Annotated in this window: 13 protein-coding genes; 9 read left to right on the top strand and 4 right to left on the bottom strand. The window is 37.0% G+C overall.

The annotated features are described in order from the left end of the window. The first annotated feature begins 9 nt into the window (after positions 1 to 9). The 4 genes from ACFX4G_RS22395 (at position 10) to ACFX4G_RS22380 (ending at position 7,577) form a co-directional block, all read left to right on the top strand. Positions 10 to 1,431, top strand: a complete 1,422-nt coding sequence (locus ACFX4G_RS22395; protein ID WP_097823843.1) for a YfcC family protein — start codon at positions 10 to 12, stop codon at positions 1,429 to 1,431. Between the two features lie 63 nt (positions 1,432 to 1,494). Then, entirely contained in the window at positions 1,495 to 2,667 is a 1,173-nt protein-coding gene (iadA, locus tag ACFX4G_RS22390) for a beta-aspartyl-peptidase (protein ID WP_377577101.1), read from the top strand. 92 nt (positions 2,668 to 2,759) lie between these two features. Continuing rightward, entirely contained in the window at positions 2,760 to 5,312 is a 2,553-nt protein-coding gene (locus ACFX4G_RS22385; protein ID WP_377577098.1) for a cyanophycinase, read from the top strand. Positions 5,313 to 5,531: 219 nt separating this feature from the next. Then, positions 5,532 to 7,577: a sigma 54-interacting transcriptional regulator gene (locus tag ACFX4G_RS22380; protein WP_377577095.1), complete on the top strand. Its 2,046-nt coding sequence runs from the start codon at positions 5,532 to 5,534 to the stop codon at positions 7,575 to 7,577. Positions 7,578 to 7,651: 74 nt separating this feature from the next. On the opposite strand, the gene ACFX4G_RS22375 is transcribed toward ACFX4G_RS22380, so the two are convergent. Next, positions 7,652 to 8,728, bottom strand: coding sequence for a cyanophycinase (locus tag ACFX4G_RS22375; protein ID WP_377577092.1), 1,077 nt, complete (start codon positions 8,726 to 8,728; stop codon positions 7,652 to 7,654). Positions 8,729 to 9,151: 423 nt separating this feature from the next. Between ACFX4G_RS22375 and ACFX4G_RS22370 the strand changes: the two genes are divergently transcribed. Both ACFX4G_RS22370 and ACFX4G_RS22365 read left to right on the top strand, forming a co-directional pair. Next, positions 9,152 to 10,420: an MFS transporter gene (locus ACFX4G_RS22370; protein ID WP_377577089.1), complete on the top strand. Its 1,269-nt coding sequence runs from the start codon at positions 9,152 to 9,154 to the stop codon at positions 10,418 to 10,420. Then, a complete protein-coding gene (locus ACFX4G_RS22365; RefSeq protein WP_162213961.1) occupies positions 10,420 to 10,806 on the top strand; it encodes a MerR family transcriptional regulator in 387 nt (128 codons plus the stop codon). Before ACFX4G_RS22370 ends, ACFX4G_RS22365 begins: the two co-directional genes overlap by 1 nt. Before the next feature lie 109 nt (positions 10,807 to 10,915). Here the strand turns inward: ACFX4G_RS22365 and ACFX4G_RS22360 are convergent, their stop codons facing one another. Further along, positions 10,916 to 11,662 (bottom strand): phosphorylase family protein, encoded by a 747-nt coding sequence (locus tag ACFX4G_RS22360; RefSeq protein WP_377577086.1) that lies wholly within the window; start codon positions 11,660 to 11,662, stop codon positions 10,916 to 10,918. A gap of 280 nt (positions 11,663 to 11,942) precedes the next feature. Between ACFX4G_RS22360 and ACFX4G_RS22355 the strand changes: the two genes are divergently transcribed. From ACFX4G_RS22355 to ACFX4G_RS22345, 3 genes are all read left to right on the top strand, one after another. Then, positions 11,943 to 12,515, top strand: a complete 573-nt coding sequence (locus ACFX4G_RS22355; protein ID WP_377577083.1) for a GNAT family N-acetyltransferase — start codon at positions 11,943 to 11,945, stop codon at positions 12,513 to 12,515. A gap of 51 nt (positions 12,516 to 12,566) precedes the next feature. Continuing rightward, the gene (locus ACFX4G_RS22350; protein ID WP_377577080.1) at positions 12,567 to 13,016 is read left to right on the top strand and encodes a GNAT family N-acetyltransferase; all 450 of its coding nucleotides are present in this window, start codon (positions 12,567 to 12,569) and stop codon (positions 13,014 to 13,016) included. Between the two features lie 144 nt (positions 13,017 to 13,160). Further along, positions 13,161 to 13,925: a class I SAM-dependent methyltransferase gene (locus tag ACFX4G_RS22345; RefSeq protein ID WP_377577077.1), complete on the top strand. Its 765-nt coding sequence runs from the start codon at positions 13,161 to 13,163 to the stop codon at positions 13,923 to 13,925. Positions 13,926 to 13,976: 51 nt separating this feature from the next. Here the strand turns inward: ACFX4G_RS22345 and ACFX4G_RS22340 are convergent, their stop codons facing one another. Continuing rightward, positions 13,977 to 14,477, bottom strand: coding sequence for a GNAT family N-acetyltransferase (locus ACFX4G_RS22340; protein ID WP_097823833.1), 501 nt, complete (start codon positions 14,475 to 14,477; stop codon positions 13,977 to 13,979). A 109-nt stretch (positions 14,478 to 14,586) separates the two neighbouring features. After that, positions 14,587 to 15,231: a YczE/YyaS/YitT family protein gene (locus tag ACFX4G_RS22335; protein WP_377577074.1), complete on the bottom strand. Its 645-nt coding sequence runs from the start codon at positions 15,229 to 15,231 to the stop codon at positions 14,587 to 14,589. Positions 15,232 to 15,332 lie beyond the last annotated feature (101 nt).

Genomic DNA, 15,332 nt, shown 5'->3' with positions numbered 1-15,332 from the left:
AGAAGAAGAATGAGTGAACCGCAAAAGGAAATGAGTTCATTAAATCAGGTACGGAAAAAAGAGAGGAAAATAAACGTTTTTGCTTTATTGTTAGGCTTTCTTGTGATTGCTACCATTTTAACGTATATCTTGCCAGCTGGAGAATATGCGCGTGTAGAAGTAGACGGGAGAACAACGGTAGATCCTCAATCGTTTAAATGGATTGATTCTACACCTGTTGGATTCTTTGAAATGGTCAAAGCAATACATACAGGAATGGTAGAAGGAGCCGACATTATCTTTTTTGTATTAATTATCGGCGGTTTCTTTGGTGTACTAAGCGCTACGGGGACAGTAGATGTATTAATTACAACGATGGCTAAAAAACTTGCTACCCGAGAAAAATTATTAATTCCTGTTATGATGTTATTTTTTGCAGTAGGCGGTTCTTTAATGGGGATGGCGGAAGAAACGCTAGCCTATATTCCTCTTTTAATTCCCTTGGCACTTGCTCTTGGATTCGATGCATTAACAGGGACTGCTATTGTGTTAATTGGCGCATCGGCTGGTTTTACTACGGCAGTTATGAATCCATTTACAGTTGGTGTTGCGCAAGGAGTAGCAGAGCTTCCTATGTTTTCTGGAATGGGCTTTCGACTCATCTTGTTTGTAGTTGTTTACGCTGTTTCAGTTTGGTTTGTCTACCGATATGCGATGAAAGTGAAAAAAAGTCCTTCTATTGGGACGTACGGAAAATACAGCATAACCAGCGCAAATAAACTTTTAAACTCGGATGCCAAGTTAACTAGAAAGCATAAATGGATTATGGCAGCATTTCTTGTTAACTACGTAATTCTTGCTTTTGGCGTTATTAAGTATAAGTGGTACATTACTGAAATTGCCTCTTTATTTGTCATTTTGACTGTTGTGATTGGGATTATTGGAAGGCTCTCTGTTGAAAATACAGTTAAGTCATTTACAAACGGGGCAGCAGCACTAGTTGGAGGAGCGCTTGTTATCGGAGTTTCTCGTGCTGTTCTTGTTGTTTTAAATGAAGGACATATTGTAGACCCTATGCTTCATCAAGTATCTGGAGCTATTCAGCATATTCCGGGATATTTAAGCGTCATCGGAATCTATAACTTCCAAGCGCTGATTCATCTTATTTTAGCATCTGGAACAGGTCATGCGATGCTGACGATGCCAATCATGACGCCTCTTGCAGATTTACTTGATATTACAAGGCAAACAGCAGTATTATCTTTTTCTTTTGCAGATGGCATTGGAAATATTATCTTCCCGACAGCTGGAACATTAATGGCTGGTTTAGCGATTGCGGGAATTTCATGGACAAAGTGGGCCAAATGGGTGTTGCCGTTAGTCCTTATTCAATATGTGATTGGTTTAATTGCCGTTGTGATTGCTTATTTTATCAATTACGGACCATTTTAAGCATTAAAATTATATAGAAAAATGTTATTCGTAAGTTGAGCTTACTAGTAGGAGGAATAGAAGTTGTTAACCTTAATCAAAAACGCAGAAGTATATGCACCAGAGTATTTAGGAAAAAAAGACGTATTGCTTGCAGACAGCAAAATCATCCTTATAGAGGATTGTATTGATCATGTAAATACGTCCATTCCTATTCATGTTGTAGACGCTGCTAATGATGTTATAGCTCCAGGCTTTATTGACTCACATGTTCATATTATTGGCGGAGGAGGAGAAGGCGGATATAAAACACGCACGCCTGAACTAATGTTAACCGATGCAACGACTGCCGGTGTTACAACTATTGTAGGTGTACTTGGAACAGACGGTACAACAAGAAGAATGGAAAGTCTTCTTGCTAAAGCAAGAGGATTAGAAGAAGAAGGAATTAGCTGCTTTATTCACACAGGTTCTTATCAGATACCAGTAAAAACGTTAACTACCAGCATCGAAGAAGATCTTATTTTAATTGATAAAATTATCGGAGTAGGTGAAATTGCCATTTCTGACCACCGTTCCTCTGAACCGACATTTGAAGAACTGGTAAAGGCGGCTTCTGCTGCCCGCAATGGAGGGATTTTATCAGGGAAAGCCGGAATATTAGAAGTTCATGTAGGGGATGGAAAACGGAAATTATCTTTATTAAATCAAATCGCAGATGAAACAGATCTGCCAATTCGTCAGTTTCATCCTACACATATTAATCGAAATGAAGAACTGTTTAAAGAAGGAATTCAATTTGCAAAACGAGGTGGCTATGTAGATTTTACAACTAGCACCATTCCATATTTTTTAGAAGAAGGCGAAGTTAAGTGCAGCAAAGGGTTACGTATCATGCTTGAAGAAGAAGTTCCAATCTCGAGCATTACGTTCTCATCCGATGGACAAGCGAGCCTGCCGTTTTTTGATGATAACGGAGACTATAAAGGGCTTCAAGTTGGAAAAGTGTCTTCTTTATTTCAAGAAGTACGAGATGCAGTATTAGAAGAATCAGTGCCGTTAGAAACAGCTCTTCAAGTCATTACTTCTAATCCTGCCAAAGTATTAAAACTGGCCAGTAAAGGGCATATTGAACCTGGAAAAGATGCAGATTTAGTCCTTTTAGACAAAGAGACACTAACAATTAAAACAGTTTTTGCTCAAGGTAAAGTAATGGTAAAAGACGGTGTCCCTATTGTGAAAGGAACGTTTGAATAACAGGTTTTAAACATCATTTAACGAAAGTATCGAGGAAGGATACGAGCTAGTCAGAGAAAGATATTAAAATTTGCGTGGAAAGGATCTTTCAAATGAAAAAGAAACTTGTTTCATGTCTTATCAGCTTTACATTACTTTCTTCTTTGAGTACACCGCTGCTTGCAAAAGCACAAGAAAATACTGAAGACATTAAAGGCAGCCTTGTTATTGCAGGCGGAGGTATAGGGACATCTAATCACGAAATCTATGAAAAGTTTCTCTCGCTTGCTGGAGGAAAAGAAAAAGCAAAAGTAGGGATTATTCCAGCTGCTAGCACAACGCTGCAGTCTTCTAAAAAGTTTAAGGAAGACCTCGTAAAATACGGAGCAAACTCAGATTCTATTAAAATTCTTCCCGTTTCAAATCACGATTTTTCTGATACACAAAAGGACGAATCAACCTGGAAGAATCAAGTAAATGATAAGAAGTTATCCCGTACGATTAAAGGACTAACGGCAGTTTGGTTTGTTGGAGGAGATCAAACCAAAATTGTGGATTCTCTTCGTCAAAATAATGGAAGTGATTCTGAAGCGTTAAAAGCTATTTGGGATATATATCGTAAAGGAGCAGTAATCGGAGGCACAAGTGCAGGAGCTGCAATTATGAGTGACGTCATGATTACAGGAGGAGACAGTCTAGGAGCGTTAAAAGACAGTTTAGAAAACAAGGAAAATAAACATGTAAGCAAAAACAAACGCAGTCAAAAAGAGTACGAGCCTCTATCAATTCAAAAAGGGCTGGGGTTTTTCCAACACGGCATAATTGATCAGCACATGGATGAACGAGCACGACTTGGGCGACTTGCAGTAGCTGCATATATTTCTGAACGTGACAAAGAAAAAAACTTTGCATACGGTGTGGACGAAGATACGGCTATGGTCGTTAACAATAAAGATCAAAAGATTGAAGTTGTTGGACGAAGCGGAGTAGCCGTCTTGGATATGAGTAAAGCTAAGCTTGTATCTAAGCAGAAAGCTCGTTCGGGATTAGAGAATATGAAGGTTAGTTACTTATCTTCTGGAGATAAAATTAACTATCATTTAAAGTCATTTGAATTTCCAAAAGAGAAAGTAGAAACGAAGGGATTTGAATATTACTCGTTTAACGCACTGTCTGCTACGGGTGTTTTTACGCCATATGGAAGATTAAAGGCTTATTTATCCTATTCTCTTGTTGACAATGAATCGATGAAATCTGCGAAAAGCTATGTTTATGACAGTAAAGGGTCGGGATATGAAATTGCTTTTCAAAAGGACAATGATACAAACGGCTACTGGAGATATACTGACGGACAAAAAGACGACTATTCCATTGTAAATGTCAGAATGGATATTACGCCTAAAACCTTCAAATTCCAATCGGATAGAAAAACTAGTTTAACGTATAAAAAACCTACTTTTTCTTCATCTGAAAGTCCTGCATACGATTCGATTAAAGGTAATCTCTTAATTGCAGGAGGAGCGCTTGGCAGCAGCAATTCAAGCGTGTATAACAAGTTTATTAATCTTGCAGGAGGAAAACAAGCCAAAATAGGAATTGTGCCTGCAGCGAGTACTAAGTTCGACTCTTCTAATCAGTTTAAAAGTGATTTAATTAAATACGGAGTGAAAGCGGAAAATATAGAGATTTTACCTATTTCGAACCATGACTTTAAAGGGACTTCTGAAAATGAGTCGACTTGGAAAACAAATATGAACAGTGATAAACTAGCGCAAAAAGTTAAAGGGCTAACGGGCATTTGGTTTGTAGGAGGAGATCAAACCTTGATTACGGGCTCCTTGCGTAATGAAAATGGTTCGGACTCAAAAGTTTTACAAGCTATATGGCATACGTATAAAGACGGGGCAGTACTTGGCGGTACGAGCGCCGGCGCTGCAATTATGAGTAATACTATGCTCGCAGGCGGAGATAGCTACGGAGCTCTTTCTTACGGATTTACAAACACATATAATGATATGACTCAGCAAGAAGGCGGGCCTGCTTATTTGGAAAAAGGTCTTGGCTTTTTCCAATACGGTCTTGTTGATCAGCATTTTGACAACAAAGCAAGACTCGGACGTCTTATTGCAACAGCATATGAAAAAGGAAATAAAAATCAGCTTTCATACGGAATTGATGAAGATACTGCTATGGTGGTAAATAATAAAGCAAAACAAATAGAAGTTGTGGGAAGAGGCGGTATTACGCTAGTTGACTTAGCGAAGGTACAGGCAAATGACAAATTTCCGAGTGATTACAAAAATATTCTTATCTCTTGTATCACTCCAGGCGACAAAGTAAATCTCACAACAAAAGAAATCGTCATAAACCCAGCTAAAACATCTACTAGAAAAAATGAATACTACAGTGAAAAAGTTGGACCAAATACAGGTCTTTTCTCTCCGCACGGTGTACTAAGCAAGTTCTTAGCTTACGATCTTGTTGATAACGCTCAGAGTAAAGAAATAAAGAGCTATGCATTTAACCAAAACAAAGGTTTTGAGCTTACCTTCCGAAAAAGTGCTGAAAGCAATGGTTATTGGGCTTATACAGACGGTCAAAAAGACGATTATTCCATTGTGAAAGTTGCGTTAGATATCAAACCAATAAAAGTAGCTATTAAATAAAAAGAGAACAGACAGTAATTCAATGCATCTAGCACTTTAGCATATTGTGCCTCCACCTATTAAAGCGGAGGCACTTTTTTCTACTTATTTTTATTTGCAATAGGGACAAACGTCCGCTAGATGAAATGGAGGGCAACGTATAAAATGATAGGTACAGTATTCCAAGACTAATCTCTGAAGGCAAGCAAATTTAAAGGCCTGTAGAAAGGTGTTCATACGATGAAAAAGAAATTAGTTTTAATAACAGGAAGCAAGCAAACTAGAATCATTTTGCACAATCAATTAAAAGAGCTGCTAGACGATTACATTTTTATTGAATGCTTTGCGATTGACGAAGAATTACCGGGTGAAATTGATGGCGATGTTGTACTCTACTCATCAGAGAGTATAAAGCACGAACTGAAGGACAGATTAGACGTTCAGCATGCACATGAAATTGTAGGAAATAGAACGATTCACCATAAACATATAAATGAATTGCTGCAAATCCCCGCCCATACAAAAGTATTAATTGTAAACGATGACGATAAAGAAACCCTTAAATTAATAGAATCTCTCTATCAAGTAGGTATTAATCATGTTCAGTTTATTCCTTTTAAAAAGCAAAAGACCTATTACGAAGGTGTGGAAGTAGCTGTTTCTCCAGGTGAGATTCACTTATGTCCGCCATATGTAAAACATGTAATTGATATAGGCGTTAGGCTTTTTGATATGGCGACCATTTTTGAACTTATAAAATCATTTGGTTTTAATCAGTCTAATCATTCAATTATTTGGGATCGCTATTTACGAAATATTATTGAGCTGCAAAAAAAGCTAATAGAAGCAGAAGGGCAAATGAAAGAACTTCACCTCCATGTAAAGAGTGTTGTAAATGTAGTAGAAGATGGGATCCTGGCCGTGGATTTCAATAAAAGAATTACGTTATTTAATAAAAGGTTAGAATCATTGTTTCAGCTATCTTCTTCTGATGTTGTAGATCGTGAAATTCAACATGTCATTTCTAACGAAGGCCTTGTGGAGTTTATTACATCGTCCGACGAGAAAAGTCAGTACTTTAACGTAAACGGATACGAAATGGTTATCTATAAGTCTATGATTCAGGAAAGCAATACTACGGTAGCAACGTTTAAAAGTGTGAATCAAGCTGTTGAAATAGAAGGAAAAGCGCAGTCAGAACTTAGAAAAAACGGCTTTTCTGCTAAGTATAATTATCAAGATATTATCGGAGAACACCCAGCTTTGCTTAAAACGATTGAAATTTCCCGGAAAATGGCGGTTACTGAGTACCCTATTTTAATTCAAGGAGAAACCGGTACAGGAAAAGAGCTGTTTGCTCAGGCTATCCATAATCATTCTACACGTAAAAACGGACCGTTTCTTGCCGTGAATTGCAGTGCCATGACCGATACATTGCTAGAAAGTGAGCTGTTTGGGTATGAAGAAGCCAGTTTTACAGGAGCCCAAAAAGGCGGCAAAAAAGGGCTGTTTGAGAGCGCTGATAAAGGTACGATCTTCCTGGATGAAATTGGTGATATCAGTCCGCGTTTACAAACTCAGCTTTTAAGAGTGCTTCAAGAAAAAGAAATTAGACGGGTAGGAGGGACAAGAGTTATTCCGATCAATGTAAGAATAATAGCAGCTACTCACAACAATTTACTACATAAAATGAAAGAAGGGTTGTTTCGAGAAGATTTGTACTATCGTTTACACGTATTATCTTTAACGATTCCTCCTTTAAGATATAGAAGAACCGATATTCCTTTACTGATTCATCATTTTATTTCTAAATCAAAAACGTGGACGCATATCCATCCAGAAGCGATGAAGCTGCTTATCGAATATGAATGGCTAGGAAACATAAGAGAATTAAAAGGAGTCATCGAGTATTTGCTTACTGTCTGCGATGAAAACGAAGTGAAAGCAAAAGACGTAGAGTATAGGCTTAGTAGTCAAAAGGAGGAGCATACTTTACATGAAATTGAAAATAAATCGGTTGACTTGATCGAACTTCAAGAAAATCACGCTCTGTTAGAAACGATAAAGCAGTGTAATGATACAGGAAAAGCAGCAAGCAGAAAGTGGATTACACAGCATTTAAAAGGCTTTACTCTTACAGAACAGCAGGTGAGAAATCGTTTGGATGTACTAGAAGAAAAAGAGTATATTATAAAACGCAGAGGCAGAGCAGGAACGAAAATAACAGAAAAAGGACTGCATTATCTATATCATTTAAAAACAAAACAGCACTTAATCAATCCTTAATATACGGAAGAAAGGGAAACTTCACTAATCAAGTTTCCCTTTTCTATAAAATAGTGTCGTCATAGACTGGGCGTTTACGGCTGATTTCCTCCGTATACTTTTCCTGTAGAGGAAGTAATAACACCGCCGTTTACGTTTAAAGTATAAGCTAACCCTCCAGAACCCGTCCAAGTGGAAAGATTAAAAGTGCTGCCATTAAATAGTTTATAGATAGAAATATTATTAAACGTCAGCGGCTGACCGCTTATACAAGTAGCAGGCGCCTTATTCGTTTTAGCTAGATAAACAGCTGCATTTGTAGAGCCTGGCTGTGTTACTACTTTAGCTGAACCATCTTTTTCTACCAGAAGCGCTGACTGTTCATTAACAGCAATTCCTTTGGCGCTTGTTCCAGTTTCTTCTCCGTCTTGGATATTACGTGCAAGAAATGTTAAAAAGCGTCCCATTCTATCTCGTTGTTCAAAATGAGTGTCTGTTTGAATGTTATTATTATGCGGGGTTTGAATCAAATAATCTGTAAAAGAAATAAGAGAACTATAGGGATTGTTTAGCGCTGTTTTCGAATCTAAAGTTGTAGAGCCTGCTGAGATAGAGTCATAAACGTGATCACCTTGAATCATGGTGCCGGCACTCGTTCCTCCAAAAGGAATGCCTTGATTAATACGATTATTTAAGGCTGTAAGAGCTGGGGATCCTTCTAAGAAATCTACGTAATCAGCTTGATTGCCTCCAGCAAAAAAGATGCCTTCTGCTTTGTTAATTTTGTCAATTAAAGAAGAGTCTGAACCTGCTCTTATTAAATCATCAACAACAATTGTTCTAACAGAGTTAAGGGGCTTACCTATGCTTTTGGCGAGGTCATAGATATATGAATTATAGGCGTCAGTACCCGTCGCTCTTATAACCAAGAAATCTCCGCCGTTTGCCTTTTGAATCATCCATTTGAATGCTTCATCTACATCGATGCTTCCGCCCATATAGACTTGTCCGAAGCTTGTACTAGTAGCTTTGTCTGCAGTACTTCCGACTTGATAAAGCGTATAAGGTGCAGAAGCAGCGGAAGTGGAGATTGGAAGTAAAAGAGATGCCGCGAGAACAGCACAAGTAATGACCTGCTTTTTAATACTTTTCTTACGTTCAGCTTTTTTCATAAAGTTCTCCTCCTTTAATAAGTGTTCATAAATGAACACGCAAGTTTTATACCAACTTATTGAACACCGGCAAAATAGTGAAAGAAGGCTTTTTTTAAAAGCTCTATGTGTAATATAGGTTATTTATGGGTCATTATTAAGGTTTTTTACACCCGAAAAATGGCGAGAACGACTCTAACTTGGATATCTAATAGTGAAAAGAAATTGCAAAAGGTATATTACAAGATTACATCCCTCATTGAAAAATCACCTTTAAAAACTTAAAATTATAATAGAAAGGAAAAACAAGGATAAAAAGAAGAGCTGTCCGCAATAGCGACTTATTTATCAAACAGACCTTCATTCTATCAATATCTTCATCTCTTAAACATTTTCCACCAGCATTTCTACGCAGAAAAACTATACATGAGAGGATCTGTCAAAATGAACAAACAGGAAAGTAGCTACAGATGGGTTGTTTTTGGAACCGCTTTATTAGCGTATTATTTGATTGTCAGTCAACGAACAGCCCCTGGACTTATTACAGAACAGTTAATGAAAGATTTTCACGTTTCAGCGTCTGTTATAGGATTAATGACTAGTATACAATTTTTAGCATATGCAGGTCTTCAGATTCCTATTGGTTTACTTTCTGACCGATACGGTCCCAATCGATTTTTGATTATAGGGTCGCTTTTAACGGGAGTAGGAAGTCTTATCTACAGCACGTCTCCTAACGAATATGTGTTAATTTTCTCTCGTTTACTAGTCGGTACGGGAGACTCCATGATTTTTGTCAATTTAGTGTTAATTTTAAGTCAGTGGTTTAAGGGAAATGAGTTTGTAAAGCTATTAGGTTTAATTGGGCTGGTAGGAAGTGTAGGTTCATTATCAGCTACCGTGCCTTTGTCTATGTGGATTTCATTTTCAGGCTGGAGGGTTCCCTTTCTTAGCATAGGTCTAGTTTTAATCGCGGTATCCTACCTGCTTTATGTCGTTTTAGTGGTAAAACCTAAACGATTATTTCAAGATGATGCTAAAGCAAATAAATCCTCTGTTAAGACTCCGGAAAGTGTATGGGCGATCCTAAGGAGAGTGATGACGACTCGCCAAGCCTGGGCAACATTTCTTTGTCATTTTGGTGTAGTTGGTACATATATCGGTTTTATTGGTTCTTGGGGAGTTCCTTATGGAATGAATGTGTTCCATTTATCTCGCGCTGATGCAAGTCAGCTTATTATGTATGGTCTGTTTGGCGCTATGATTGGCGGACCTTTAATCAGCTGGATATCAAGCAGGTTAAATTCCATTAAAAAAATTTATTCACTTATTCATCTTATTGTGGTGCTTAGCTGGACTGGGTTATTACTTTCCGGCGTGAAACCTTCATTCATGCTAGTCGTTATTTTGCTTTTTATCATCGGCTTTGGAAACGGCGCAAGCGCTTTGACATTTGCCGTAGTACGTCAATCCTTCTCAGTAAAAGAAGTAGGAGTTGTATCAGGTTTTGCCAATATGGGAGGCTTTTTAAGCGCAGTATTATTACCTAGTATTTTCGGAAATGTCCTGGATTTATTCCCCGAGCGTTCGCTGCATGTTGGTTATCATTATGCTTTTATGATTCCCATTTTGTTTTCAATGATGGGGTTGTTAGGTGTCTTACTAATTAAAGAAAAAGGAAAAAAGGAGCAAAAGGTGCTGAATGCTTCTTAATGTCTTATACAATGAGAGACATGCAAGAAAAAACGGGGCTGTCTGCGCCCACTCTGCGATACTACGAAAAGGAAGGCATTTTACCATTTGTGGAACGAAATGAACATGATCACCGTCTATACAATGACCAGAATATCGAGTGGGTCAAGTTTATTTTAGCCTTACGTGCAACAGGGATGCCGCTTGTCGAGATTAAACAGTATGTAGAGTCATATAAAAAAGGAGAAAGTACCATCAGCGAACGTAGAAACATGATGCTTCAGCATAAAAAGAAAGTGGAAGCAGACATGTCGCAAACCTACCTGCATCTAGAACGAATTAATTATAAACTTGCGCTGTACGATACGTTGGAAGCTGGTTTAAACAATAAACAAATAAAAATTTAAATGCTGATAACAGAGAATCCTGTTCATACACAAACTATACAGGTGTTAAAAACTGCGAAACAAACAAAACAAGATAACTGCACAGTTATCTTGTTTTGTTTGTTCTATTCTAGTATGTACTGCTTAAATAAAGAGCTACATCGCGAATTGCTTTATCAGTTGCACTTTCTATTAACTCTCTGTCCTTTGTATACGAATAAAGAGTATCGCCGTGAAGAAGGTGGTCTGATAAATTTAATAAGCCGACAGCCCGCTTGTTGAATTTATGAGCAATGGCCAAAGTGGTAGCTGTCTCCATATCCACACCGAGAAAACCTGCAAGCGACCATTCCTTTACCATGTCAAGTGTCTCGATCAGCATGGCACCCATACTGACCACGTGTCCTTTTATATAGCTGTAGCCTTTTTGTTCACAATATCTACAGGCGGCTTCCACTAACTCTTGGTCAGCTTCTACAAGCGTTTTTTCTGGTAAATACCAGTGTGATACGCCATCTTGCATTTTTGCTGCAGATACGATTAAGATATCTCCATATTGTATAGTAGAAGATAAGCCTCCAAAATATCCCGTTTGAATAAATAAGTCGGTTCCGCTGCCGGCAAATTGATGTACGACGTTTGACGCCATCGGACTGCCGTACACATTCGCAAATCCTATGTTTCTGTTATTTAACTTACCTATTACCGTGTTCCATTTAGGCATATGAACATCAGTGGATAAGATCTCTTTCCATAAATTTATATTATCTTGAAATTCCCACTCACCATGAATAATAAATGCATTAGGTAGCTCTTTTTCTGGTAGCTTTAATACGTTTAGCCAATCTTCTTTTTCAAAATCGCCATACAGCTTCATCTTTTTCTCCTTATTTTCTCATTTAGACTAGTTAGAAAAGAATTCTTCATTACTAGCTTTCATTCCTTTAATTTTTAGAACTAACAAATATAAAAGAAATGACAGTGCTGATTTAAAAATGAAGTTATGGTGCTTTTTTTGCTCATTTCTCGACAAATATTTAGAATTAAAAAGGAATTCAGTAATAATAAAAGAAATTTCTTACTAACGCTTATTTAAATTAGATAAAGCTGTGAGAAAAGCTCCGTTTAGTGAATGGATAAGAGGAGGGAAGGTACAGGTGTCAAATTATTTTCCCATAATTAAAACAAAAAGGCTTACCCTAAGGGAGATTACAGCAGAAGACGCAGGCAGTATTTTAAAATACCTATCCGATAAAGCAGTAATGAAACACTACGGTCTAGAGCCTTTTACAACGGTTGAAGATGCTTCAAATGAGATTGCGTGGTATAAATCGATCTTAAACGAAAAATCTGGAATAAGATGGGGTATTACTCTTAAAGAACAAGACGACATTATTGGCAGCTGCGGGTTTCTTAATAGAGTTCATAACCATTACCGTGCAGAAATTGGATATGAGCTAAGCAAAGATTACTGGGGGAATGGGATTGCTAATGAGGCATTGGGCGCTGTTATAAAATATGGTTTTACACATTTTAATTTGCGAAGAATTGAAGCATTAATAGAGCGTGCTAATACTGCTTCACAAAAATTAATAAAAAAGCATGGCTTTATAAAAGAAGGCTTATTAAGAAGCTATGAATTTACGTGTGGAAAATTTGATGATTTATATATGTATTCTTTATTAAAACAAGATTTTGACAGGCTTCAACCACATGAAGGGAATATCTAGACATCGTTATTAAGAATACGAATAGCATAATGACAGATAAGGGGAAAATGTATGGCCCATTTTAATGTTGATATTGTTCACTATCATCCTCAATTTGCTGAACAAACGGTAAAAATGTGGAGAGATAGTAAAGAAAAAGCGATTGAACAAAAGGAAATGCACAGTTTTGACCGTCATGTCTATTTTTTAAATCATATATTGTCAGCACACTATAAAATTGAATTAGCGTTAATGGATGAACAAATAGTAGGAATGATTGCTTATCATGCTGACGAAATTAGCCAACTGTACGTTCATGTAGATTATCAAGGAGGAGGAATCGGACAGCTTTTACTCGAAAGAGCCAAGACAGAATCAAATAGAAAATTAATATTACGTACATTTGAACGAAATAAAAATGCCCAGAGGTTTTACGAGAAACACGGCTTCAGTATTATAAAAAGAGGATGTGAAAACGAAGAGAAACTACCCGATATTACATATGAATGGACAAACAAATGAAGCATACGTAATTTTAATAAAGGAGCGGTTAGTGTGAATACGTTAGCACATGAAACATAACAACGCTGTCTATATGTCCGTGGTCCGCCTTTTACTAGTTTAAGATAGATGATTAATGCTAGCTATAAAAAGGAGGAGTTTAATATGATAACGGACAAACATTTTTTAAACGCTGTAGACGATACAAATGTTGATTTTACTGGATGGGATTTTTCTATTATTACTCGTACTGGTCGTATGGATAGCGACATGCTTTCGTGGTCGTACGGAAGTGAAGCTTTTCGTCTTATTCAAAACTCTAATGCCGCTTTAGATATGGGAACAGGAGGAGGAGAATTTTTATCTTTGTTACAGCCTTTTCCTCACGTTATGTACGCTACAGAAGGATACAAACCTAACGTTCCAATCGCTAAAAAACGTTTAGAACCGCTTGGTGTCACAGTTGTTGAACGAACTGAAGACGCAAATTTACCGTTTAAAGATGATACATTTGATTTGATTTTGAACCAGCACGAATCTTTTTGTGCTTCAGAAGTAAGCAGGATTTTGTCAAAGGAAGGCACGTTTTTTACGCAACAAGTGGGGGGGTTAGACTGTTCACGAATCAATGAATGTATAGGGGTTCCAATAAATAAAGAGTTTTGTAATTGGAACTTAAAGAAAGCAATAGAAGAGCTTAACCAAAGTTCTTTTAACATCATTTCTTGCAACGAAGAGTTTCCTGTACAGAGATTTTATGATATCGGAGCGCTCGTCTTTTATTTAAAGGCAATTCCTTGGCAAGTTTCTAATTTTGATATCGAAACACATATCGGCGGATTGTATAACATACATCAAATTATAGAGTCTGAAGGTTTTTTCGACGTAGAACAACATCGTTTTATTATTAAAGCTGAGGTAAATAAATAGGTAATCAACCAGAGAAAGCCGATCTCTAACTGGAGACCTGCTTTCTCTGGTTTAATTATGTAATTGTTTGCTAGATAAATCTAGCTCAAAAAGAAGAGAATTTCGATCTGGATAATCATATTGAACTGTCAGATCCTTTTTGGTCACTTGTTTAAACCCAGCTTTTTTATAGAAATTATGTGATCGAGTAGCTTGAGATGGAGTATCTAAAATAATTTTAGAAAACCCGTGCTTCTGCACAAAAAGAAGTAAAGAAGCATAAAGATTTTTTCCTATTCCAAACTCTTTTCCTCTATAGTGCTTGTAGACAAAAAATTTCTTTAATATGCCTATTTCACTGGTTTTCTTTTGCAACCCAATACATCCTACTACTTCTTGCTTATCATTCAAAGCTATCCAAAAGTTACCGCCGGTATGGAGATAGTTTGACTTAATGTCTAAAATATCCGGCTGTTCTTCAACACTAATACCTACACCAGCTTCTACATTTTGTACATGCAATATTAGTTGAATAACTGCTTCTTTATACTTATCTTCATACAATACAATCATTGATTAATAATAACCCCTTTCCTTCATTAAATGTTTCCTCCTCATTGCTCTTATTATATCTAGTACTATGGTGCAAATCTATTACGATAGTTGAGTAATAAAAATGTATCTATATGGAACGCTTGTTGTCTTGAATATGACTTTGTGAGGTATGAGATTTTGGTAATATGCAGTCTACTGCTTTTTTTGTAATGGGCATAAAAAAATTAAGCAGCACGCCGCCTAAAAACACGGTTAATAGCGTTCCGACACCAATTGGTCCGTTTAAAAGCATCGCAGATAGTAAAAATGTGAAGTAAATCAATGTTCTTGCGAGAAATAAATTTGTTTTAGCTAGTTTTTGTATGATTAATGTTAAGCGGTCAATTGGAATGGGTGCAAAATTTGTATGTAAGTAGGTTGAGGTTCCTACACCTATAATGATTAAACCAATTCCAAAACAACATAATTTGCTGTACCACATTTCAAAGGGAGCCCAACTCTCTAATAAAAAAAGCCATACATCAATACCAAGACCCGTTATGAATGCTGTTAACAGTCCCAGTACTTCCGGCTTTTGTTTGCTTAAAAGGGCATTACCACAAATTAATACACATGCAAGTATAATTTCCCAGCTTCCAACGCTAAGGCCTACGTTTAGGGACAGTCCAACTAAAAGTGCATCAAAAGGTGAAGCTCCTAGGTTGGATTGGATCGTTAAAGAAATTCCCAGAGTTAATAGTAAAATTCCTCCTACATAAACAACATATTTCACTGTAATCAGCTCCTTTACTTATTATTTTTTGTTGCAAATGCAACTATTTTAAGGTACATTAAACGTATATTATTTTTATTGTATTTGCAACAAAAATATGT

The organism is Priestia sp. YIM B13486, assembly GCF_042787865.1.
Classification (GTDB): domain Bacteria; phylum Bacillota; class Bacilli; order Bacillales; family Bacillaceae_H; genus Priestia; species Priestia megaterium.
Note: the sequence above shows the minus strand (reverse complement) of the source record. Positions and strands in the feature narration are given on the sequence as shown.